Origin of the sequence: Nocardia acididurans, from assembly GCF_016741815.1 — a bacterium.
Taxonomy (GTDB): Bacteria; Actinomycetota; Actinomycetes; order Mycobacteriales; family Mycobacteriaceae; genus Nocardia; species Nocardia acididurans.
This window is the reverse complement of the sequence record NZ_JAERRJ010000002.1, coordinates 579986-601271: the sequence shown is the minus strand read 5'-3', so window position 1 is coordinate 601271 and position 21286 is coordinate 579986. Positions and strand designations below refer to the sequence as shown.

The window sequence follows — 21286 nt, the reverse complement described above, 5'->3', positions numbered from 1 at the left end:
AACACTGCGTGCCCACCATGTGCGCACCCTGCTCAATCTGCGCGTGCAGCGCACCGCGGCGCGATTGTCACAGCGGTATCCGTCGCCGGTGCGCCCGCTGGCCGAACCGCCCCCCGGCAGTGGGCTGCGGCCCATCATGGGCGATTTCGGGCCACCTCGCATCGGCCATCTGCTGAGCTCGCTCGGCGATTCCCTGGACTTCTCTCGGGCGCGCTTCGAACGCTACGGCCCGGTCAGCTGGTCGGGCATGCTCGGCCGTCCGGTCGTCGGCATCGGCAGCCCCGACGCGGCCGAGGTGGTGCTGCTCGACCGCAAGCGGGTGTTCTCCGCGCAGCGCGGGTACGACTTCCTGATCGGCCCGTTCTTCCGCGGCGGAATCCTGTTGCGGGACTTCGACGAACACCTGCATCACCGGCGCATCCTGCAGCAGGTGTTCGGCCGTCCCAGCCTGATCGGCTACCTCGACCTCACCAGGCCGCACCTCGAGCAGGGTATGGCCGCGTGGCAGCCCGGCCGCGACTTCCGCCTCTACGATCACGCCAGGCGGCTGCTGCTGGAACAGGCCACGGTGGTCTTCGCCGGAGCCCGGCTCGGGCCCGAAAGTACGCGCCTGTCACATGCTTTCGAGGATGCCGTGCGCGGCGGGCAGGCGATGATCCGCGCGAACGTGCCGGGCGGCGTCTGGTCGCGCGGATTGCGCGGGCGGCAACTGCTCGAGGAGTACTTCCGCCGCGAACTGCCGGCCAAGCGCGGGGGGGACGGCACCGACCTGTTCAGCGTGCTGTGCCGGGCCGCCGCGCGCGAGGACGACTTCGGCGACGAGGACATCGTCTCGCACATGATCTTCGTGATGATGGCCGCGCACGACACCAGCACCATCGCCATCTCCATGCTGGCCTACGAATTGGCCCGGCACCCCGAATGGCAGGAGCGGCTGCGCGCGGAATCGCAGGCGCTGCCGACGGATGCCCTGGACTACGACGACCTCGCCGCGCTCCCCGGCCTGGACATGGCGTTCCGGGAGACGCTGCGCCTGCACGCGCCGGTGGGCCAGGAGGTCCGGGAAGCCATCGCCGACACCGACATTCTCGGCTACTACGTCCCCGCGGGCACCCTGGTCGTGATCGGCAAGACCCCGCTCATGCGCAATGCCGAATACTGGTCCGAGCCCGATGTTTTCGACCCGGAGCGGTTCGATGCCGAACGCCAGGAGGACAGGTCGCACCGCTACGCCTGGTCGCCCTTCGGCGGTGGCGCGCACAAGTGCATCGGCATGTACTTCGGTGGCATGACCGTCAAGTCGGTGCTGCATCGCATGCTGCGCACCTACCGCTGGACGGTCTCGCCCGGCTACCGGGTGCCGCTCACCTTCGGCACCGGCCCGCTACCCGCCGACGGTCTCCCGATCCACCTGCATCGGCTCTGATCACCGCACATCGCGCGGAATGCCGAGTTCGAGGTCCAGATAACGCAATTCGGGATCGCGGCGACGGCCGTTGCGGAAGGCCCGGAACACCAGATCCTGCGGGTGGCGCACGGTGAACACCTCCCGGAAGGTGGTCACCGTGCGGTGTGGCGCCCCCTGCAGATTCGGCTTGTACCCGGCCCGCGCCACCGGACCCTCCCAGATGAGCGCGGCTCCGCCGGGTGCGCTGTGCGGGGCGAAGGACCAGCCGAGATCGCCCATGCGCCGGTCGAATTCGGCCGCGCCGATTCCGGCGACATCCCATCCGCTGGCCTCGTTGTAGAGCCGCCGCCCGTGCAGGAACTGCACGAAGCACGGATCAGGTCCGGGGTGCGGCGTGCTGAGGTTGATCACGCCGTCCCACGGCAGCGTGGTGAGCGCCCAGGCCAGCCGGGCCTCGAAATCGGCCCAGTCGTCGCAGTCCGCGGGGGCGTAGCGCTCACTGGGCCGGTCGGCGGCCAGCCCGAAGGTGCCGCTGCCCGGTGCGTCCAGACTCCACGAAGTGAACCGCAGCCGTTCAGGTCTCGCCCCGAGGCCCTTGCGCAGCACCTCCACCACCGAGGCCGCGACCTGCCGCCGGTAGTCGATCGCCGAGCCGCGCCGCCAGCCGGTGTTCCACTCGCGCGCCAGTTCCGGCCGCTTGCGCACCCGCTGCACCGCCTGCCAGTGCGGGTCGGGCGCGTCGAGGTCGGCCTCCTTGTGCAGTGGGCACGGTTCCCAGAATCCGTCCGGCTGCGCCTGCAGCACCGACAGCAGCTGCTCGGCGTCCGCGGCGTCGTCGGGCACCGCGATCACCACTTCGATATCGTTCCCCTGCTGCGCGAAATGCACCGGCCGCCCGGTGCTTTCGTCACGCACCTGGATGAAGCGGGGGTTCCAGCCCAACCCCGAATCCTCATCCGCCTCCTCATCCTCCTCGAGGAAGAACGGCATGCAATTGAGCAGTACATCCCAGCCCTCGACACCCATTTGCCCTCCCTCCGGGTTGTCGTCAACCTACCCGGCGGTCGGCACCGGCGCGGGTCAATGGGTACCGGTGCGCATACCCGCCGTGGTAGAACGTGTTCTAGTTTTTTCAGCGAAGGACCACGTATGAACTGGTACACCGGCAACACCACCTACGACACCGTGCTGACGATCGCCTTCGGCTTCGCCGCGTTCGTGCTGATCGGCGGCTTGTTCGGCCAGAGCCCCTACGGTCGCTTCGCGACCGCGAAGCTGGGATTCAACCTCAATCCGAAACTCGGCTGGTGGTTGATGGAGATTCCCGCGACCGTGGTGTTCGCCATCGCCTATCTTTCCGGACCCAACCGCTTCGAACCCACCTCGCTGGTCCTGGCGGCCATCTGGATTCTGCACTATGGCAATCGGGGCTGGTTCTTCCCCCTGTCCATTCGCCAGGTGCCCGGGAAGACCAGCAGTTTCAATGTATCGGTCCTCGGCATGGGCATGTTCGTGACGGCCCTGCACGGATATCTGAACGGTGCGCTGTTCAGCCATGACTACCTGGGGCAGTACGGTTCCGAGTGGCTGACCGATCCGCGGTTCCTGATCGGGCTGGTGGTGTACCTGTTCGGATTCGGGCTGCTGGTGAGCTCGGAGGGCATTGTTCGCAATCTGCGCGACAAGAACAACCCGGGCGCAACGGAATACAAGATCCCGCACGGACTGGGCTTCCGATACGTCACCAGCCCCACCTATCTCGGCGAGCTCATCGCCTGGGCCGGATTCGCCCTGCTGACCTGGGCGCTGCCGGGCGTGATGATCTTCCTGATCACCTTCGGCAATCTGGTGCCGCGCGCGTTCGCCACGCACCGGTGGTACCGGGAGAAGTTCACCGACTACCCGGCGAACCGGAAAGCCCTGGTGCCCTACGTGATCTGAGGCAGGTCCGGATCCCCGCCGAACGCCGCCGGGCACGACCGGGACTATCGGGGTGCGACCGAGAGGAACTGTTCCATCTCGCGGGCGAGCCTGCTGCCGGTGAAGGTGCGCAGGTGACCGCGCCGCGGGATGCGGACCGCGCGGGCGTCGGCGGCCGAACGCACTGTCGTGTCGACGATCTCGGCCGTGATCAAGGGGTCGCGATCGCCCGCGACGAGCAGCGTCGGCGCGGTGATGTCGGGCAGGCGATCGCGGCAGTCGAACTCGGCCAGGGCGGTGGCCATGGCGATGCCGTCGGACAGATCCTTGCCTCGAATATCGAGGTCGTTGAGCCACATGACCATTCGGCCGAGGGGTCGCAGCGCCGGGACGGTGGTCACCGAACCGGTCATGGCCCGCATCGGCGGCCTGCCCGCGCGGGCGCGCGTGACCCACTCCCGCAACGCCGCCTTCCCGAACGGCGACCAGGTGTGCCCGCATCCGACAAGGATCAACCGGCGCACCAGCTTCGGATGATCGGCGGCGAGTTGCAGTGCGACCGCGCCACCGGCGGACAGTCCCGCGACATCCACGGGGCCGTCGAAATTCGCGGTGAGGGCGTCGGCGTAATCGGCGGCGACATCCGCGATCGACGCGCCCTGCCGCATACCCGGGCGACGGCTCACCAGCCGGACACGGTGGGTCGTGGCCAGAGATTGCAAGGGGGCCAGCGTACTTCGCCGTGTCATACCCGTGGGGTTGCCGTGGATGGGCATGAACCCGGGCATGGTCACGAGCGGCTCCCCGGCGCCGAAACTCAGATGGGGAAGTCCGCCGTCGAGTGTTCCCTCTTGGACGGTCTGCACGGTAACCCTCCTCGGGCCGATCGCCGCCCCGCCTGGACGCCGACTGTGGCGAGATCAGAGCATAGCCGCATAACTCGCGCCCGGTGACCGAAACGAGCTGGGCGAGCGGCGTTTCGGGGCGTGCCGCGCTCAGCGGCGATGCCGGGCGGCCTTGTTCCGGTACATGGCGGTGTCGACCACATGCATGAGTTCGTCGATGGCGGTGGAACGGGTGTCGACGAGCGCGGTGCCGATACTCGCGCCCACCGTCACCGACAGGCCCGCCACCTCGAAGGGCGCGTCCAGGGCCGCCAGGATCTCGGCGGCGAGGTCGGCCAATTCCGCCTCACCGGAACAGTTTTCGAGCAGCACGATGAACTCGTCGCCACCGAGGCGGGCCGCGGTGCCGGTCGGCGGGAGCGCGGTGCGCAGGCGGTGCGCCACATCCCGCAGCACCTGATCGCCCGCGGTGTGGCCGCGCTGGTCGTTGATCTCCTTGAAGCCGTCCAGATCCAGATAGCAGACGCCGACCTGCCCGGTGGCGGCCGTCAGGCGGTTGAAGAACAGCAGGCGATTGGGCAGCCCGGTGAGGGAGTCGTGGTGGGCGTCGTGCCAGAGCCGGTCGGCCAGCTGCTTGCGCTCGGTGACATCCACGGTGACGCCCACCAGGAAACGCGGATTGCCGGCGGTGTCGCGGACCACCGTCATCGAAAGATCCACGACCGTCGTGGAATCGTCGGGACGCGTGTGCAGGGTTTCGATGCGGAACCGATCCACCTCGCCCGACAGCAGATGCTGGAAGTGCTCGAAGGCGTCGCCCATATTGGCGGGGCCGAGAATATCGGCGACCGTGCGGCCGGGCATGGCGGCGGCGGGGACGCCGAGCGCCTCGGCCATGGCGTTGTTGACGTCCACCACGCGGCCGGTGGTGATGTCGACGGTGCCGATGCCCACCGACGCGCCCTCGAAGATGGCCTGGAACCGCGCCTCCGACAACTGGCGGCGGGCCTCGGCCTCCCGCGCCGCGGTGAGGGCGGCGGCCATGGTCGATTCCTGTTCGGCGAGTGCGGCATTGCGCAGGCCCGCGGTGAACGCGGCGGCGAATTCGGCGGCCACCTCGGCGGCGCGTTCGCGCACCGGGGCGTAGTCGGCGCACGCCGGATCGTGGCAGGCCGCCTGCACCAGGTCGTTGCACAGGACGAGCACGGAACGGTGCACGGCCAGGGGGTCACGGTAATTGGCGGCGATGAGGGCGTCGGCGGCCCGGTGCGCCGCCGACGGGTCACCCGTGCCGCGAACCGCCGCCATCAGGTCGGCGCTGAATCCGGTGAGCAGGTCTTCGATCTGGGCGCGGGTGAGGGTGGGGGCGACCGCGCCGTCCAGCATGGCCGCCCAGCGTTTCGCCAGCTCGCGTGCTCCCACCACAATCCCCCTGACTCGAAGGTCCGGTCAGGCCTTGCGGCCGACGCCCGCCAAACCCAGTGAGCGGGCCCCGTTCTCGCTCTCGGACTCGCCGGGCTCCGGCCGCCAGGTGGGCAGTTCGACCACGCCGGGCTCGATCAGCTGCCAGTCGCCGAACAGGCCGGTGATCGCCTCCTGCGTCCGGAAGTGAATGCCGATCTTGTTCTGCTCCGCGGAATTGGTGCCCAGCGCGGCGGCATCCTCCGGGCGGGTGGACGAGGTGAGGTGCGAGATCGCGACATAGCTGCCGGACGGCACCGCCTCGTACACCGACCGCACGGCCGCGCCCGGGTGATCGTCGTCGCCGAGCAGATGCAGGACGGCGAACAGCAGCACACCGACCGGTTGTTCGAAATCCAGCAGCCCGGTCGCACGCACCTGCGTCAACAGGTCGGCGGGCTTGCGCAGATCGGCCTCGACCGCGGTGGCCCGCTCGTTCCCGGCCAGGATCGCCCGCGAATGCGCCACCGCCACGGGATCGATATCCACGTACAGCACCCGGATCTCCGGATCGATCTCCTGCGCGACCTCGTGCACATTGCCCGCCGTCGGAATGCCGGACCCGATATCCAGGAACTGCCGCACCCCGGCGTCCACCAGGAACCGCACCGACCTGCGCAGGAATGCCCGATTGCTCAACGCCACCCGCGGCAGATCCGGCACCAGCGCCTTCCCCATTTCCGCGGCCCGCCGGTCGATCTCGAAATTGTGCGAGCCACCCAGCAGCGCGTCGTACATGCGCGCCGGGCTGACCTGGCTCATATCCACGCCCTCGGGCGCCCACGCCGGTCTGTCCATACCGAACCCTTCATCGATTCACGAGCGCACCCGAGTGTTCCCGCTCACCCGCCCGGTGCAGTGCGAATGTTAGCCGGGCATCTCGAGAAGGCTTGCAGCGACTCACATCTCGCCGCCACCCGTGGCGGCACTCACGGCGCGGCCGGCGCACACGTGCTGTGCGTCAACGGCGGCACACAGACCCCCTCCACATCCGCCAGCAGCAATCGCGCCCCCACCACCAGCGCGCACACCGCCACCACCCCGAACCCCAGCACCCACACAATCCCCGGAATCCGCGTCAGCCGGGCCAGCTGATCCGCATCCGAATTCGGTTCGTTCCGTCGATTCCGCTGCAACTCGATCACCGGCCGCACCGCCGCCAGCAACAGGAACCACGCCGCCAGATAAGCCAGCACCGCCTGCGCGTCATCGGTCCCGAACCACGACACGGCGAACATCACCCCGCCGATCACGAACACCGACAGCAGCCCATACGCATTGCGCACCTTCACCAACAGCGCCACCAGCAACGCGATGGTCAGCCACAGCATCAACGTGATCCGATGCGCCCCCAGCAACGCCGCATAGCCCAACCCCAGCAGCGCGGGCGCCGGATACCCCGCCGCCATCGTCAACACCATCCCCACCCCATAGGGCTTCCCGCTGGACACGGTGAGCCCCGAAGTATCCGAATGCAACCGAATACTGTTGAGCCGCCGCCCGCTGAGCAGCGCCACGAACGCATGCCCACCCTCATGCGCCACCGTCACCGCGTTCCGCAGAATCCGCCACGTAGGCCGGAACACCACGAGTAGCAGCGCCGCCACCCCGGTCCCCACCACCAGTTCCCACGGCGGCGGCGTCTGCGTCGTGGTCAACCGTTCCAAGATGGTGCTGCCACGCTCGGCGATCTCAGCGGAATTCACCGCCGCACCATAGCGCGGCGCGGAGGGCGGCTCGACATCCCCAGCCTGATGGCTGAGGCGTAGATCCGCATAGCGGCTCGGTCGAGTGGGCCGACCTCGATGTCGAGTAAGGCCCGCGTCCGTTCGTGGTGTAGGGAGCGGACGGCGAACCCTGGTGTGAGAGAAGGGATCCAGGCATCCGGGCGAAGCGCCTGGGATGCCAGCGCTGCGCCATCGGAGGTGAGGCGGAGGCTGGTCGCGCAGGTGTCGGCGAACCAGTCGGTGAATTCGGGCCAGGTGGCCGGCATGTGGCGGGTGGATACGCCGTAGATGCGGTACCAGTCACAGCATTCGCGGTACAGCTGGTCGAGTTCGGTCCCGGACAGCGGTGTTGCGAAGGTGTTGATCGCCGTGACCAGGGTTTCCACGTAGGTGGCGTGCTGGAAGTGGAAGACTTCCGGGTTGAGCGCATGATACCGCTCGCCTCGATCGTCGCGGCCCTTCACGTGTTCGTGCGCGAAGCGGATCGTATGGCTGGGATGGCGCGGACGATAGGCGAGGGCGATCATGCGAGTCACGGTGCGCCGCTTGTGATGCCACAGGCGGTACGGTACGTGTTCGACCAGGGCCGCGGCGATGGTCGGATGCAGAATCTGCAGTCCCACGGCGCGGGGGAGGGCGAGCAGGAACCGGCGGTCGGCGAGGTATCGGTGCAGCAGTGAACCTTCGCTCGGGCCGATGGGTGGCGGGAATTCCGACAGCCGGTCGCTCATTGCGATATCTCCTTTGATATCAAGGGTTTTGGTCAGGACATGCCGAAGACGCCGGTGGCGTGATAGTTCAGCAGCGTGTCGGCGGTCGCGCGTTTGGACGGCGGATGGAATCCCGCCGCGTGCACGGCCGACGCCAGGTAGGTGACTTCGGGATTCTTGATGAAGCTGATGCCGCCCAGCCCGTCCATCGCGGCGATCACCGCCCGGTGCAGGGCTCCTTTGAGCGCCTCACGGCAGAACAGCATTCGCGCCGACAGCTCGGTCGAGCGGTCACCGGCGTCGAAGGCGCAGGCGATGCCTTCCAGTGCGGCCATCGACGCCTCGAGCTCGCAGGCGGCGACCGTGTAGGTGGCCGCGTCCGCCTTGCCGCTGAGTAGAAGTCGCTCCACCACGGCGCTCGCGGCGCCGAGATACGTTGCGGAGATGAGCAATCCGAACCAGATGTAGCCGTGTTGTTCGAACTGCCCGTCGGGATCGGCTTCATCGCTCCACAGCAGCAGGTTCTCCGGGACGAATACATCGGTGAGCACGACCGCGTCGCTCTCGGCGGCGGCCAGAATCGGGTTGTCCCAGAACGGTTCCACGCTGATCCCGGGTGAATCGGCGGGGATGACGATCACCCCGCGCCGTGCCCGGTCGCCACGGTCCTCGGCCACGCTGGCGGTGAGCAGATCCATCGAGCGCGCGAGACTGCACGGCTGTTTGCGACCCGTGACGAGATAGCCTCCCTCGACGGGCCGGGCCAGCACGGTCGGCTTGAAAACCGTTCCGCCGGGCTGTCCTTCGGAGAAACCGGAAGACAGCAGCAGTCGGCCCGCCGCGACGCCCCGATACAGTTCGAGGTCGGCTTCGGAGCCTGCCGCGCGCGCATGGGTCAGCAGCGCCGCCACGGACAGCTGGTGCATGGTGGTGCCCGCGCCCAGCGACGGCGACAGCGCCCCGAGCGCGCGATACACCCGGGTGGCGTCGAGCGCGGAGGCACCGAGCCCACCCAATTCGACAGGAAAGATCAGCGCGGGACCGTCGTGCTGCTTGAACAGTGCCAAGGCATCGCTGTTCCGGCTCTCGAGCTCGGCCAGCGGTCGCGCGGACAGCGCCTTGGCCAGGGCGGGTAGGTAGCTCTCGAAAGTATCCCGTTCGACTTGCAGCAGTCTGGTGTTGGTCATGGTTACCTCGATTCGGTGCCGGCGGGTGGCGGTCATACGGCGGGGGCGACCTGGACAGCGGCGCAGGCCGCGGCGATCGCCCCCGCGGCGGTCTCCATATCCGCGAGGGTGTGGTCGGCCGTGACGCACACCCGGAGAATGGCCGCGCCACGGGCGACTCCGGGGTAGACGCCGACACCGCAGAAGACACCCCGGGCGTAGAGCTCGTTCCAGATTCGAACGAGCCGGGTCTCATCGCCGATGTGCACGCTGATGATCGGACCGATCAGCGCCTCGCCGGTCGGATCGGCGGTGGCCCCGCCCACCGGAAGACCATGTGCCAGCAGCGCTTCCCGCAGATACTCGGCATTGGTCCGTAGCTGCCGCGCCCGCTCGGCGCCTTCGTCGGAGCGGATGACGCGGATGGCGGCCAGCGCCGCGGCCACCGAGGCCGGAACGCCCGAGGTGGTGAACATGTAGCCGCGTGCGTGAGTGCGCAAGAAATCCGTCAGGTCCCGCGGCCCGACCACGTAGCCGCCGACGGATCCGATTCCCTTGGACAGCGTGCCCATTCGAATGTCGACGGCGTCGGCCACCCCGTAATGTTCGGCTGCGCCGGTCCGGTTCCGGCCATAGATGCCGACGCTGTGTGCTTCGTCCACCATCAGCAGTGCACCGAACTCGTCGCAGGCCGTGACGACCTCGTGGAGTGGCGCGATATCGCCCTCCATGGAGTAGAGCCCGTCGACCACCACCAGCGTGCGATCAGCGTCGACCTCGGCGAGCGCGGCGTGTAGTCGGCGAATATCGTTGTGCGCGAACCGGTGTACCGCTGCGCCGGACATTCGTGCGCCGTCCTGGAGCGAGGCGTGGGCCGCATGATCGAGGACCGCCACGTCCCCGCGTCCGAGCACAGCGTCGACCGTTCCCACATTGATCTGATAGCCGGTGGTCGCGACGATCGCGGCGTCGGTGCCGTGCCAGTCGGCGAGCTCCTGCTCCAGTTCGACGTGTAGGTCGTAGGTGCCGTTCGCGACCCGGCTTCCGGTGCTGGCCGCACCGAACCGGTCCATTGCCGCGCTCGCGGCCTCGAGCACCCTGGGATGGTTGGCCAATCCGAGGTAGTTGTTGGAGCCCAACATGATTCGTCGTTGGCCGTCGACCTGAACCCAGGCTGTCGTCGCCGATTGCATGACTCGGAAGTACGGGGCCAGGCCCGCTTCCTGGAGTTCGCGCAGATTCCGCACCGCAGCGGGTGTCCGCATCCGGTCCCAGAGCTGATTCGTCGTCATCGTCATCCCCCACTCGCTGTGACAATATGAGAAAGAACAACATCTTTCTCTCGATTTCTCAAATCGCCGGGAATGTGGCGTTGACAGGGTGTTTGAGGAAATGAGAGTGTTGCTTGCAATCTTCTCACCGCCCAGCGAGTGCGGGGAGAATCGGGGATCAAGAGACGAGGCCAACGATGACCGAGCCCTTGCGCGTGCTACCGAACGAGTCCGCAACCACCTGCCGCTACGGCACGGCCGACGACTTCGCCATCGAGGAGTTCTTCGACGGCATCGTCACCGTGCTGGGCGGCGCCGCCAACGTCGTGATGCAGCTGGCGCTGCAGCCGGTCGCCTACGGAGTCATGGAGAGTGACGTCGATTCCGGGCGCGCCGATCTACATCCATGGAAACGGTTGCGCACCACCCTCACCTACCTCTCCGTCGCGCTGATGGGCGACGAGGCCGACAAGGCTGACTATCGTGCCGAGGTCAACCGGGTGCACCGCTCGATCCGCTCGACAGCGGGCAGCCCGGTGAAGTACAACGCCTTCGACCCCCAGTTGCAGAAATGGGTTGCGGCCTGCCTGTATTGGGGCGTCATCGATCTCAAGGAGAAGATGCACGGTCCACTCGACGAGGCCACCGCCGATGTCTTCTACCGGTATGCGAGCTCACTCGGGACCACCCTGCAGATGCGACCGGAGATGTGGCCCGCCACCCGTGCGGAATTCGACGAATACTGGCGTGCCGGCCTGGAGCGGCACGAGATCGACGCGGCCACGGTCGCCTACTTCGACCACCTCATCGACCTGCGGATGCTGGCACGCCCACTGCGCTTGGCCGCACCGATTCACCGATTCATCGTGACCGGACTGCTGCCACCGCACGTGCGCGAGCAACTCGGAATGACCTGGACGGATCGCGATGAGCAGCGCTTCCTGCGGCTGTTCCGCATGATCGGATCGGCGCAGCGTCGACTGCCGCAACCTGCCCGCCTGTTCCCGATGAACACCCTGCTGTGGGATATGCGTCGCCGACGCCGCCGCAACATGCCCCTGGTCTGAGCATCCAGGACCATGCGGCGCTGCTGACTATCCCGGAGTAAGACGGGCCAGGTGAGTCCGTGCGAACTCGCGTGCGCCTTCGGGATCGAGCGGGATGACACCGACCGGGACCACGGCGAAGGTGGCCGCGAGACGCGCGAGGATCTCCGCGATCTGGTCGGCATCGAAATCCGCGAGCCGGCCATCGGCTTGCAGTCGAAGGATGTTGTCGGCGATGTAGGCGCGGCCGAGCGCGAGGATCGGACCACCGGCTGAAACAATCTGCGGCAGTAGGGTTTCGGCGTCGGTTTCCAGCAGCCGTCGCAGGAGAGCGTTGCCGCTCAGCTCGCCGATGAGTGCGGCCCACCCGTCCACGAGCTGTTGCTCGGGGTCGGCGGACTTGTCGACTCTGCCGTCGACGGCGAGGATGAAGCGGCGCGCCTCTCGTTGGATGACGGCACCGACGAGCGCGTCCTTGCCGGGATATCTGCGGTACAGGGTCGCGGAGCTGATACCGGCACGACGGGTGACATCGCCCATTGTCGTGCGGCGAATCCCGAACTCGAGGAACAACGCCCGTGCCGCGTCGAGAGCGGGCTCGTCCTCGACGGCCGCGCTGGTCAACATCATCTCCACCAAGTTGCGCATATCCGGTTCAGGATAGCGAGGAAGCTCGGCGCCATAGTGGACGCGTCATGACGCGGCGATCGGTCCGGGGCGGCTCATACGGCATTCAGGGTGCTCTGACCTTGACGTTTTCGCGGTTCGGGGTGTATCAGAGTGGGTATTGCTACCGATGTAGTCGGTGACAGCGACGCCGTGGAGAGAGGCGGTCCAGGTGTCGATGAGTCCTTCCTTGCTGATGAGACTGTGGCGGGTGCGGCCTTGGAACCCCAGTCCTTTGATGCGCGCGTCCGATCGGGCGGAGGTGGTGATTCGGGCGTTGGCTGTTGTCGCCGTGGTGGTGGCGGTGCCGTTGTCGGGGGCGTTGGGGACGGTGAGTTATACGGGGGCGGCTGCTCGGATCGCCGCGGAGGATACGGGGAAGGTGCGGGTGGTGGCGAATATCGCCGAGGACAGCCGGGTGGTGTTGGAGCCGGATCGGTATGGGGTTCGGACCGATCGGTACCAGGCTGCGGTGCAATGGAATTACGAGGGGCATCATGGGAAGGCCACCATTGATGTGACCGGGCCGCAGACCGTGGGGGCCGAGGTGCCGCTGTGGATCGACAGGGAGGGGCAGCCCACCACCGCGCCCGCGCGGCCGGGGGCGGCTGCCGCGGAGGGGATCGGGACCGGGTTGGCTGTGCTGGTCGAAACCTGGTGTGCCGCTGCGGCTGCCGTGTGGTTCAGCGGGGCGCTGCTCGATGCGCGCCGGAATGCGCGGTGGGATCGGGAGTGGCGGTTGATGAATCGGCCGATCGGCAAGGACACCCTCTAGCCCGTGGAGATCGTCAGTACTCGCCGTGGACGAGGTGGCGGGGCTGGTCTCCGGACAGGTAGCGCTCGATCTCGGAAGTCGCCACGGCCCAGGCTCGTTGCAGGCTGCCTCGGCTGCTGCCGCCTACGTGCGGGGTGAGGAGGAGACCGGGGGCATCCCACAGGGGATGACCGGTGGGGAGGGGTTCGGGGTCGGTCACGTCGAGGATGGCGCGCAGGCGGCCGGTGGACAGTTCCGCCACCAGGTCGTCGGTGCGGACCACCACGCCTCGGGCGGCGTTCACCAGGATGGCGTGGTCGGCCATGTGCGAGAGGAATTCGGCGTCGACCATGCCGATGGTCTGGGAGGTCACCGGGACCATGAGGACGACGGCGTCGAAATCGCCCAGGAGAGTGGGGAGTTCGTCGACGCCGCGCACACCCTCACGAGCGTGGGTGCCGACCACTGTCACCTCGGTGTCGAAAGGGGCGAGCATGCGGCGCATTTCGACGGCCAGATCGCCCGCGCCGACGATGAGGATGCGTTTGCCGTGCAGGGTGTCCGTTTGATGCTGGGTCCACCGGTGCTCCCGCTGGGCCACCGCGAATTCGGTGAATTCGCGGTACATGCTGAGCAGGCCGGTGAGCGCCCACTCGGCGGTGCTGGCTCCGTGCGCGCCGCGCGCGATCGACAGCAATACACCCTCCGGCACCTTGCCGACCCAGTTCTCCGCCCCGGCGGTCAACAGCTGGACGTAGCGCAATTTCGGTAGGGCCCAGGTCATTTCGACAGCGTGGGGGCCGACGAGGAACCCTGGAACCAGGATCTCCGCCTCGTCGGCCCCGGCGGGCAGCGGCTCACCGAGGGTGAACCGCAGGGCCCGCGCCCCCGTCACGCGCGAGACCGCCGCGACACCGTAGTCGTCCGGAACCAGCACCGTCACCGTCATACGGGCGACGCTAGCGGACGCGATGCCGGGCGGTCACGCCACCTGGGAGGGCGTCTAGTAATAGTGCCGTCGCCCGCCGATCGGACGGCCGACCGAGCCGAGCAGCAGCATGATGAGGCCGATGACCAGGACGATGATGCCGAGCGTGGTCAGCAGCGGGATGCCCAGGAGCCATCCCACGACGAGCAGAATCAGACCGAGAACAATCATGACTAAATCCTTTTGGAACTATGGGTGGAGCTATTTGGAGACGGTTTCCGCCTTCGGCCCGGCGCCCGGCCGGTGCAGGAAGCGGTTGAACGACCAGGTGGGTTTCTGCGCCTCCGGTTTCTTCGCCGTCACGGCCGGTGCGGCGTGCTTGGGCGGCGGTGTCGCCGCGGGTGCGGGCTTGGTGAGTTCCTTACGCGCCGCGGCCATTTCGCGCCGCGACTGGCGCAGCTCGCGACGAGCGACGACCCCGCGCCGGGACGTGGTCCAGGCGCCGGCCAGCAGCATGATGAGCCCGCAGGTGCCGATGGCGCCGACCAGGATGCCGTAGGCGAACAGCAGCCCCGTCGAACCGGTGTAGGTGTGGTTGAACACCGTGAACCCGTTCGAGATCGTGTTGTCGTCGCCGTTGTTGGCCTGGATACCGGCCACCCCCACGGCCACGGCGCCGAGAAGAGCGATGAGCCCGATGATGGTGAACATGCCAAGGCGATTCCCGCTGTTCGAACCGTCAAACCCGCAGGGCGGCGGGTCGCGGTGCGATTGCGGCGAGTCTGGGGCGGATGGGACTGCCGGGCCGCCGGTGTCGCTACGAGGCATCCGGGCGTGTCTGGAGCGCGGTGGTGTTGTCAGCGGTGAGTCCGGTGGCCCGGGATATCGGCACGGTGATTTGAGCGGTAACGACCGCATTGCCTCCGGCGCGTCGATCGGCGGGTGTGGCTATCGGTCGGCAAACTTCTCGGCATGTCCTTGTCGCCCGATTGCTGGTGCGGGTAGCGGTCCACGTGGCCGCCGCCCGCCACCCTGTCCCGGCGCCCATGCTGGCGGTCGGCGGAACGCCGCCGGACGGGCCCGGCTGGGCGGTCGAGATGAAGTGGGACGGGGTGCGGGTCATCGCTGTCCGCACGGCGGGGGAGTGCGCGCTCTACGCGCGCAGCGGCAAGTCGGTGGGCGGCAATTACCCCGAACTGGTGGAGGCGCTGAAGACCTTGTCCGGCAAGGAATCCCTCATTCTCGACGGCGAGATCGTGGCACTCGGCGCGGACGGGGCGCCCTCCTTCGGACTGCTGCAGCGGCGCATGCACGTGGCCCGGCCCGGTGCGCAATTGGCGGCCGAGGTGCCGGTGCGGTTGTTCGCCTTCGACCTGCTCGCGCACGGTGATCGGGACCTGATGGGCGAGCCCTATCTGCGACGCCGGGAGCGGCTCGCCGAACTCCCGTGGGAAGGCCCGCTTTCCGCGCCGCCGCATTGGCTCGACACGGATGCCGGGAAGTTGCTGGATGTCGCGAGCGCACATCACCTGGAAGGCATCGTTTCCAAGCGCGTGGATTCGCTGTACCTACCGGGCCGTAGGTCGCCGACCTGGATCAAAACTCCACTGCGGCTCAATACCGAGGCGGTCGTCGCGGGCTGGACTCCGGGCGCGGGCGCATTCGGCCCCAGCTTCGGATCCCTGATTCTGGGCGCCTACGACGGTACCGGCCGTTTCGTCTACATCGGCAATGTCGGCACCGGCTTCACCCAGGCGGCGCGCCGGATCATCCGCGCTACCCTCGACGAAATCGAAACCTCGGCAAGCCCTTTCGCCGATCCGCCGCCCGAGTCCCGGCCCGCCGGCTGGCGCTGGACCGAGCCGATCCTGGTGGGCGAGGTGGAGTATCGCGAATACGCCGGAGAACGACTGCGCATGCCGAGCTGGAAAGGATTGCGTACCGACAAGATTCCTGCGGAGGTCGAAGTACCACCGGTGCGCTGAGCAGGTCGCATCCATAACCGGGAACTGTGGGCTTCGAATCGAAGCATGCGTTGCTGCAACACAATTGGCATATTCAGAAGAGTTGGACCACAATCGGAGGAATGGGCGGCGATGGGGCACGAAAGCTGCGTGCGCTTTCTGCTGCCGATTCACTGAAGCGGCTGGCGAGTGCGCACTATGGACGAATCGTGTACTCGCGCCGCGGACTTCCCATCATCCGGCCGGTGAACCATATCGTCGACGACGATGTCGTGGTGGTGCGCGCGCACCTGGGCGCGGGCCTGCTGCGCGGCGACGGGCAGGTCGTCGCCTACGAGGCCGACAGCTTCGACGAGAACACCCGGCGCGGCTGGAGCGTCATCGTCACCGGCGTCGCCCGCGTGGTCACCGATATCGAACAGGTGCGCCGCTACGACCGCCTGCTCGACCCGTGGATCACCCTCGCCACCGACCATGTCATCCGCATCGAAACCGACGTCGTCACCGGCCTCGAACTCGTCGACGAGGGCCTCTGACGGCTAGCCCGCCGATAGCAGAATCCTGAAACACCGGCGGCTCGCACTGTGACCGCCGCTACGCCTCCGGTAGCCTGACACGCCGTTGATACGAATGCGGCAACCTATGGGCAAGCATCACTGTTGATGCGGAAGGTGACGCATGCACGACTGTTACGTCTCTCGGCCGCGCGCTGAAGGTTCGGGGAGGCGGAAAGGAACGACATTTGACCGCGTCTGAAAGTCAGGCAACCGCCACCGCACCGGGCGAGGCGGACGAGGGGTACTCCCGGGGCCTGTCGCCGCGCACCATTCAGATGATCGCCATCGGTGGCGCCATCGGCACCGGACTCTTCTACGGCGCGGGCGGCGCCATCGAACAGGCGGGCCCGGCACTCATCCTGGCCTACCTCGCGGCCGGGCTCGCCATCTTCGTCATCATGCGGGCCCTGGGCGAACTGCTCACCTATCGACCCGTCACCGGCAGCTTCGCTGAGTACGCCAACGAGTTCCTGGGCCGCTTCGCAGGCTTCGCCACCGGCTGGACCTACTGGGCGGTGTGGGTCAGCACCTGCATGGCCGAGATCACCGTGGCCGGCAAGTACGTGCAGTACTGGTTCGACATCCCGCAGTGGGTGACCGCGCTCGTGGTGCTCGGCATCATGTTCGTCGCTAACCTGGTGTCGGTGCGACTGTTCGGCGAGGGCGAATTCTGGTTCTCCGCCATCAAGGTCACCGCCATCATCGCCATGATGGTCATCGGCATCGGCGTGCTCATCTTCCACTTCGGCAATGCCACCAACCCGACCGTCACCAACCTGTGGGCCGACGGCGGGGTGTTCCCCAACGGCTTCGGGCAGGCGCTGCTCGTGCTGCAGATCGTGGTGTTCGCCTACGTGGGCGTGGAACTGGTCGGCGTCACCGCGGGCGAGGCCCGCGACCCCAAGAACACGCTGCGCAAGGCCATCAATACGCTGCCGTTCCGCATCGGCCTGTTCTACGTGGGCGCGCTCATCGTCATCATGTCGGTGTCGAGCTGGCGCAACTTCCACGCCGGGCGCAGTCCGTTCGTGGAGGTGTTCGAACAGATCGGCATTCCGGCCGCGGCGGGCATCATCAACTTCGTGCTGCTGACCGCGGCGCTGTCCTCGTGCAACTCCGGCATCTACTCCACCGGGCGCATGCTGCGCAGCCTCGCCCAGCGCGAGGAGGCCCCGGCCGGACTGGGCGCCATGAGCAAGCGGCACGTGCCCGCCACCGGCATCGCGGTGTCGGCGGCCGTCATGGTGATCGGCGTGGCGGTGAACTACTTCTCGCCGGACAAGGCGTTCTCCTACGTCACCTCGGTGTCCACCATGGGCATCATCTTCGTGTGGGGCGTGATCCTGGTGTGCCACATGATCTATCGCGCCCGCGTGCGGGCCGGACTGCTGCCCGCCAGCGACTACCGGCTGCCCGGCGCGCCGGTGACCAGCATGGTGGCGCTGGCCTTCCTGGCGGTCGTGGTGGTGCTGCTGTTCTTCACCGAGGGCGGGCGCACGGCCCTCGTGGTCGGCGTGGTCTGGGCGGTGCTGGTGTGCGCGGGGTACCCGCTGCTGGCGCGCAAGCACACTGCCGTCTCGACGCAGAAGTAGCGCGAATGCGGAACTGACAGTTCGCGTTTCCAGGTGGCGGTCGCCGATTCCGGCGGCCGCCACCGTCGTTTTTGCTACCTTGCCTGAATAGGTCTCGGCTCGAGGAGCAGTCATGCAGGACCCCCGGCGGTATGTGGTGATCGGGGGCGGGCTCGCGGGCCTGGCCTCCGCGGTGTGGCTGGCCGAGGCCGGGAAGCAGGTGACGCTGCTGGAACGGCGCGGCAGGTTGGGCGGGCGCACACACGCGCTGGAAGTGCCTCCGCTGCACGATCTTCCGGACAACGGGCAGCATGTGATCGCCAGCGGGTACGACCATCTGTTCCGGTATCTGACCAGCGTCGGCACCCGGCAGTACGTGGCGTTCCCGCATCGCGGGATCCTGCGCTGGCCGGGCGGGCGCACGACGATCATGGGCACCAAGGGTTTCGGGGCGCTGCGGGCGCTGGTGGGCGCGCATCCGGACGCCGGTGCCGGGGAGCGGGCCCGGGCCGCCCTCGCCACCGTGCGGATGGGCTGGGAATGTCTCAACCAGCCCGCCGATCTCGCCGAACTCACCACCGAGCAGTGGTTCCAGCGGCTCGGCATGCCCGCCAAAGCGCGTGAGGCGCTGTGGGATTGGCTGGCGCTCGGCATCGCCGCCGAACCGGTGCGGCAGGAGTCGGCCAAGGTGTTCGCCGATGTGATGGCCACCGGAATCCGGTTGGGCGTCAAGCATTTGCGGCCGGTCACCATCGGCTATCCCACCACCGATCTCGATACGCTGTTCGTCTCCGGGGCGCAGAAAGTGTTCGACCGCTCCGGAGTTCGCGTCCAGCATCGGGCCGTGGCGCGGCGCATCGTCATCGAGGACGGCGCGGTGACCGGGGTCCTCCTGGCCGACGGCGAGGTCGTGGCCGCCGACGCGGTGGTCTGCGCGGTCCCGAACTCCAATATCGGCGGCCTGCTCGACGACCTGCCCGAACACGACGAGATCTACGCGGCCGCCGACAAACTCGGGTACACGCCGATCGTCAGCACCAACCTGTACCTGGATCGCCCACTCGGCACCAGGGGCGCTATGGAGGCGCTCATCGGCGGGCAGGGCGTCATCGACGAGGTATTCGACCGTCAGCGCATGCACGGCCGCCGCACCGAGAACGGCTGGCTGTACTGCCTCACCACCAGTGGCGCCTACGAGCAGATCCACAAACCCGGCCACGAGGTGGTCGACGAGCAGATGGCCCTGCTGCGCCGCTATTATCCGGCCGCGCGCGAGGCGAAAGTCGTGCACGCCCAGGTGGTTCCGATGCCCCGCGCCACCTTCTCCCAGGTGGTCGGCACCGACGGCCTGCGCCCCGCGCAGCGCACCTCCGTGCCCAGCCTGGTGCTCGCGGGCGACTGGACCCGCACCGACTGGTCGGCCACCATGGAAAGCGCCGCGCAAAGTGCCGCCAGAGCGGTGGATCTGCTGCTCGCCCTCCCCGCCCCGGTGGCCACCGCGCGCTGAATCGACCGTTCGGTCGGACTACTCGCGTTCGGCTCGCGCCGGCGGCTGGCGAAAGTAGTTGAGTACCAGGCGCGTGATGTCGGCGAGGAACCGGTCACGGGGGATGGGCGGGCCGTCCAGCACATAGCGGATGGTGAGATGCTCCACCGCGCGGACCAGCATCCAGGCCGCCGCGTCGAAATCCACGTCGGCGGGGACCGAGCGCGAACGCATGCTCAGCGCCGCGCGGGCCAGCTCGCCGATCTGCTGTTCGAAGGCGAGCACCGTGGCCCCCGTGGACAGGCGCGGCGTCTGCTCCACCACGGCGCGCAGGAGTTCGCGGTGCTCGCCCAGGGCATCGAGCAGTTCGGAAATCGTCACCGGCACAGCGATTTCCGGCTGGCGGGCCAGATTCGCCAGCACCGCGGCGCGGACCCGGTCGGCGACCTCGCCGGTGTAGCGCTCGATGACCGCGGCGACGATCGCGTCCTTGTTCGGGAAGTACTGGTACAGCGAACCCGGGCTGATATCGGCCGCGTCGGCGATGCGATTGGTGGACGCGCCGTCGTAACCGTGTGCGATCAGCACCTGCTGCCCGGCATCGATGATGCGGGCGACCATGGCACGCGAGCGCTCCTGGCGGGGTGTGCGGCGCGGCGGAGGGGGCGGCGTCTTCCTCGGTGCGGCAGTCGATTTCGAGGTGTGTCGTTTCGGTGGCATATCGTTCCCGCCGCTGTGTCGAATGCGAATTGAACGCGAGTAAATATTCGTGTCAGCCTGAGGTCATGGTGTCACACAGCGCAACGGTGCGCGAGTCCCATACCGAACCGGTGCCGCTCGGGCCGGACTCGCTCACCTGGAAGATCTTCGGCTCGCTCTACTACATGCCCACCGGGTTGTTCGTCGGCATGGTGCAGAACATGCATCCCGGGCTCGGGGCGGGCGTCGAATTCCACTCCGAGATCGAGGACGAGCTGTACCAGCGGGTGCTGCGCTCGCTGTACCCGATCATGGGCGTGGTGTTCGACGGGCCGCGCGCCCGGCAGACCGCGCGCGAGATCGTCGACTACCACCGCGATATCAAGGGCGTCGACGCGCAGGGTCGGCGGTACCACGCCCTCGACCCGGGCACCTTCTACTGGGCGCACGCGGTGTTCTTCGTCCAAACCCTGCGCGCCGGAGAGCTTTTCCTCGGCGGACTGACCGCGGCCGACCGCGAACAGCTGTGGCTCGAGCACTATCGCTGGTACGAGATGTACGGCATGAGCATGCGGGTGGTGCCCGGCAGCTGGCCCGAATTCCAGCGCTACTGGCGGGATATGTGCCGGATCCTGGAACCGACCAGGGCGGCGCGCGAGGTCTTCCATCTGGCCGACAACGCGTCGGTGCCGCCCTTCCCGATCCTGCGGCATCTGCCGGAACCCCTGTGGGAGAAGCTGTTCCGTCCGTCCGGGGCGCGATTCTTCCAGTTCGTGACGATCGGGCTGTGCGATCCGGCCATCCGCGACACCATGGGATTCCGGTGGACCGCCCGCGACCAGTGGCTGTTCGAGCGGCTGTGCCGGACGCTGACCGCCATGAACCGGGCGACGCCGGACGGGATCAAATACGCCTTCCCCCGGGTGCGGGCCGGTCGCCGCCGTGTCGCCGGGAAAAGAGCACCGTGGATGCCGCCGCCCGAAGCCCCTGAAATCCTCTGGCCCGCACCGGAACACCGCGACGAGCCGAAGCACTACTGTCCCGTCCACGCCGGCAGCGGCGCGGACGCGGTCACCAGATTCCGTCAACTGTCAGGGTTCTAGGGTC

At 67.7% G+C, this 21286-nt stretch carries 22 protein-coding genes; 9 read left to right on the top strand and 13 right to left on the bottom strand.

The genetic code is table 11. The features are described from left to right. The first annotated feature begins 19 nt into the window (after positions 1-19). Positions 20-1426 carry a cytochrome P450 gene (locus JK358_RS07175; protein ID WP_307817383.1) on the top strand — a complete coding sequence of 469 codons (1407 nt, stop codon included), beginning with the start codon at positions 20-22 and terminating at the stop codon, positions 1424-1426. Here the strand turns inward: JK358_RS07175 and JK358_RS07170 are convergent, their stop codons facing one another. Continuing rightward, the gene (locus JK358_RS07170) at positions 1427-2434 is read right to left on the bottom strand and encodes a TY-Chap domain-containing protein (RefSeq protein WP_201944996.1); all 1008 of its coding nucleotides are present in this window, start codon (positions 2432-2434) and stop codon (positions 1427-1429) included. A 123-nt stretch (positions 2435-2557) separates the two neighbouring features. On the opposite strand from JK358_RS07170, the gene JK358_RS07165 reads away from it, so the two are divergent. Then, positions 2558-3349, top strand: coding sequence for a phosphatidylethanolamine N-methyltransferase family domain-containing protein (locus tag JK358_RS07165; protein WP_201944995.1), 792 nt, complete (start codon positions 2558-2560; stop codon positions 3347-3349). Between the two features lie 44 nt (positions 3350-3393). On the opposite strand, the gene JK358_RS07160 is transcribed toward JK358_RS07165, so the two are convergent. From JK358_RS07160 to JK358_RS07130, 7 genes are all read right to left on the bottom strand, one after another. Beyond that, complete coding sequence (locus JK358_RS07160) at positions 3394-4194, bottom strand: alpha/beta fold hydrolase (protein WP_201944994.1); 801 nt, start codon at positions 4192-4194, stop codon at positions 3394-3396. Positions 4195-4323: 129 nt separating this feature from the next. Next, complete coding sequence (locus JK358_RS07155; RefSeq protein WP_201944993.1) at positions 4324-5595, bottom strand: sensor domain-containing diguanylate cyclase; 1272 nt, start codon at positions 5593-5595, stop codon at positions 4324-4326. Between the two features lie 27 nt (positions 5596-5622). Further along, the gene (locus JK358_RS07150) at positions 5623-6432 is read right to left on the bottom strand and encodes an SAM-dependent methyltransferase (RefSeq protein ID WP_201944992.1); all 810 of its coding nucleotides are present in this window, start codon (positions 6430-6432) and stop codon (positions 5623-5625) included. Between the two features lie 131 nt (positions 6433-6563). Next, positions 6564-7340 carry a M50 family metallopeptidase gene (locus JK358_RS07145; protein WP_201944991.1) on the bottom strand — a complete coding sequence of 259 codons (777 nt, stop codon included), beginning with the start codon at positions 7338-7340 and terminating at the stop codon, positions 6564-6566. Next, positions 7337-8092: an oxygenase MpaB family protein gene (locus tag JK358_RS07140; RefSeq protein ID WP_201944990.1), complete on the bottom strand. Its 756-nt coding sequence runs from the start codon at positions 8090-8092 to the stop codon at positions 7337-7339. Before JK358_RS07140 ends, JK358_RS07145 begins: the two co-directional genes overlap by 4 nt. A gap of 32 nt (positions 8093-8124) precedes the next feature. Beyond that, the gene (locus JK358_RS07135; protein ID WP_201944989.1) at positions 8125-9258 is read right to left on the bottom strand and encodes an acyl-CoA dehydrogenase family protein; all 1134 of its coding nucleotides are present in this window, start codon (positions 9256-9258) and stop codon (positions 8125-8127) included. A gap of 32 nt (positions 9259-9290) precedes the next feature. Further along, positions 9291-10529: an aminotransferase class I/II-fold pyridoxal phosphate-dependent enzyme gene (locus tag JK358_RS07130; protein ID WP_201944988.1), complete on the bottom strand. Its 1239-nt coding sequence runs from the start codon at positions 10527-10529 to the stop codon at positions 9291-9293. A 176-nt stretch (positions 10530-10705) separates the two neighbouring features. On the opposite strand from JK358_RS07130, the gene JK358_RS07125 reads away from it, so the two are divergent. After that, positions 10706-11575 (top strand): oxygenase MpaB family protein, encoded by an 870-nt coding sequence (locus JK358_RS07125; RefSeq protein WP_201944987.1) that lies wholly within the window; start codon positions 10706-10708, stop codon positions 11573-11575. A gap of 27 nt (positions 11576-11602) precedes the next feature. Here the strand turns inward: JK358_RS07125 and JK358_RS07120 are convergent, their stop codons facing one another. After that, on the bottom strand, positions 11603-12202 hold the full coding sequence (locus tag JK358_RS07120) for a TetR/AcrR family transcriptional regulator (protein WP_201944986.1): 600 nt from the start codon (positions 12200-12202) through the stop codon (positions 11603-11605). Between the two features lie 196 nt (positions 12203-12398). On the opposite strand from JK358_RS07120, the gene JK358_RS07115 reads away from it, so the two are divergent. Continuing rightward, positions 12399-12995 (top strand): Rv1733c family protein, encoded by a 597-nt coding sequence (locus JK358_RS07115; protein ID WP_443677900.1) that lies wholly within the window; start codon positions 12399-12401, stop codon positions 12993-12995. Positions 12996-13008: 13 nt separating this feature from the next. On the opposite strand, the gene JK358_RS07110 is transcribed toward JK358_RS07115, so the two are convergent. Genes JK358_RS07110 through JK358_RS07100 form a run of 3 tightly spaced genes read right to left on the bottom strand, consistent with a single transcriptional unit; the run spans position 13009 to position 14613 of the window. After that, positions 13009-13923, bottom strand: a complete 915-nt coding sequence (locus JK358_RS07110) for a 2-hydroxyacid dehydrogenase (RefSeq protein WP_201944984.1) — start codon at positions 13921-13923, stop codon at positions 13009-13011. Between the two features lie 54 nt (positions 13924-13977). After that, positions 13978-14133 carry a DUF6131 family protein gene (locus JK358_RS07105; RefSeq protein ID WP_201944983.1) on the bottom strand — a complete coding sequence of 52 codons (156 nt, stop codon included), beginning with the start codon at positions 14131-14133 and terminating at the stop codon, positions 13978-13980. Positions 14134-14163: 30 nt separating this feature from the next. Continuing rightward, complete coding sequence (locus tag JK358_RS07100; protein ID WP_201944982.1) at positions 14164-14613, bottom strand: hypothetical protein; 450 nt, start codon at positions 14611-14613, stop codon at positions 14164-14166. A 284-nt stretch (positions 14614-14897) separates the two neighbouring features. Here JK358_RS07100 and ligD point away from each other — a divergent pair, with 284 nt between their 5' ends. The 4 genes from ligD to JK358_RS07080 all read left to right on the top strand — a co-directional run bounded on the left by ligD (position 14898) and on the right by JK358_RS07080 (position 19501). Beyond that, on the top strand, positions 14898-15887 hold the full coding sequence (gene ligD / locus JK358_RS07095) for a non-homologous end-joining DNA ligase (RefSeq protein ID WP_307817382.1): 990 nt from the start codon (positions 14898-14900) through the stop codon (positions 15885-15887). Positions 15888-15988: 101 nt separating this feature from the next. Continuing rightward, positions 15989-16402 (top strand): pyridoxamine 5'-phosphate oxidase family protein, encoded by a 414-nt coding sequence (locus tag JK358_RS07090; RefSeq protein ID WP_201944981.1) that lies wholly within the window; start codon positions 15989-15991, stop codon positions 16400-16402. Between the two features lie 206 nt (positions 16403-16608). After that, the gene (locus JK358_RS07085; RefSeq protein ID WP_232850837.1) at positions 16609-18015 is read left to right on the top strand and encodes an amino acid permease; all 1407 of its coding nucleotides are present in this window, start codon (positions 16609-16611) and stop codon (positions 18013-18015) included. Between the two features lie 112 nt (positions 18016-18127). After that, positions 18128-19501: a hydroxysqualene dehydroxylase gene (locus JK358_RS07080; protein WP_201944980.1), complete on the top strand. Its 1374-nt coding sequence runs from the start codon at positions 18128-18130 to the stop codon at positions 19499-19501. Positions 19502-19519: 18 nt separating this feature from the next. Here JK358_RS07080 and JK358_RS07075 read toward each other — a convergent pair whose 3' ends face one another. Continuing rightward, positions 19520-20101 (bottom strand): TetR/AcrR family transcriptional regulator, encoded by a 582-nt coding sequence (locus tag JK358_RS07075; protein WP_201944979.1) that lies wholly within the window; start codon positions 20099-20101, stop codon positions 19520-19522. Positions 20102-20265: 164 nt separating this feature from the next. Here JK358_RS07075 and JK358_RS07070 point away from each other — a divergent pair, with 164 nt between their 5' ends. Further along, positions 20266-21282, top strand: coding sequence for an oxygenase MpaB family protein (locus tag JK358_RS07070; RefSeq protein WP_201944978.1), 1017 nt, complete (start codon positions 20266-20268; stop codon positions 21280-21282). Positions 21283-21286 lie beyond the last annotated feature (4 nt).

What these genes read in the sequence shown, in the direction of transcription:
- JK358_RS07170 (WP_201944996.1), bottom strand. Translation starts at nt 2,434, where the DNA reads ATGGGTGTCGAGGGCTGGGATGTACTGCTCAATTGCATGCCGTTCTTC.
- JK358_RS07165 (WP_201944995.1), top strand. Translation starts at nt 2,558, where the DNA reads ATGAACTGGTACACCGGCAACACCACCTACGACACCGTGCTGACGATC.
- JK358_RS07150 (WP_201944992.1), bottom strand. Translation starts at nt 6,432, where the DNA reads ATGGACAGACCGGCGTGGGCGCCCGAGGGCGTGGATATGAGCCAGGTC.
- JK358_RS07140 (WP_201944990.1), bottom strand. Translation starts at nt 8,092, where the DNA reads ATGAGCGACCGGCTGTCGGAATTCCCGCCACCCATCGGCCCGAGCGAA.
- JK358_RS07135 (WP_201944989.1), bottom strand. Translation starts at nt 9,258, where the DNA reads ATGACCAACACCAGACTGCTGCAAGTCGAACGGGATACTTTCGAGAGC.
- JK358_RS07130 (WP_201944988.1), bottom strand. Translation starts at nt 10,529, where the DNA reads ATGACGACGAATCAGCTCTGGGACCGGATGCGGACACCCGCTGCGGTG.
- JK358_RS07125 (WP_201944987.1), top strand. Translation starts at nt 10,706, where the DNA reads ATGACCGAGCCCTTGCGCGTGCTACCGAACGAGTCCGCAACCACCTGC.
- JK358_RS07120 (WP_201944986.1), bottom strand. Translation starts at nt 12,202, where the DNA reads ATGCGCAACTTGGTGGAGATGATGTTGACCAGCGCGGCCGTCGAGGAC.
- JK358_RS07115 (WP_443677900.1), top strand. Translation starts at nt 12,399, where the DNA reads ATGAGTCCTTCCTTGCTGATGAGACTGTGGCGGGTGCGGCCTTGGAAC.
- JK358_RS07110 (WP_201944984.1), bottom strand. Translation starts at nt 13,923, where the DNA reads ATGACGGTGACGGTGCTGGTTCCGGACGACTACGGTGTCGCGGCGGTC.
- JK358_RS07105 (WP_201944983.1), bottom strand. Translation starts at nt 14,133, where the DNA reads ATGATTGTTCTCGGTCTGATTCTGCTCGTCGTGGGATGGCTCCTGGGC.
- JK358_RS07100 (WP_201944982.1), bottom strand. Translation starts at nt 14,613, where the DNA reads ATGTTCACCATCATCGGGCTCATCGCTCTTCTCGGCGCCGTGGCCGTG.
- JK358_RS07090 (WP_201944981.1), top strand. Translation starts at nt 15,989, where the DNA reads ATGGGCGGCGATGGGGCACGAAAGCTGCGTGCGCTTTCTGCTGCCGAT.
- JK358_RS07080 (WP_201944980.1), top strand. Translation starts at nt 18,128, where the DNA reads ATGCAGGACCCCCGGCGGTATGTGGTGATCGGGGGCGGGCTCGCGGGC.
- JK358_RS07075 (WP_201944979.1), bottom strand. Translation starts at nt 20,101, where the DNA reads ATGGTCGCCCGCATCATCGATGCCGGGCAGCAGGTGCTGATCGCACAC.
- JK358_RS07070 (WP_201944978.1), top strand. Translation starts at nt 20,266, where the DNA reads ATGGTGTCACACAGCGCAACGGTGCGCGAGTCCCATACCGAACCGGTG.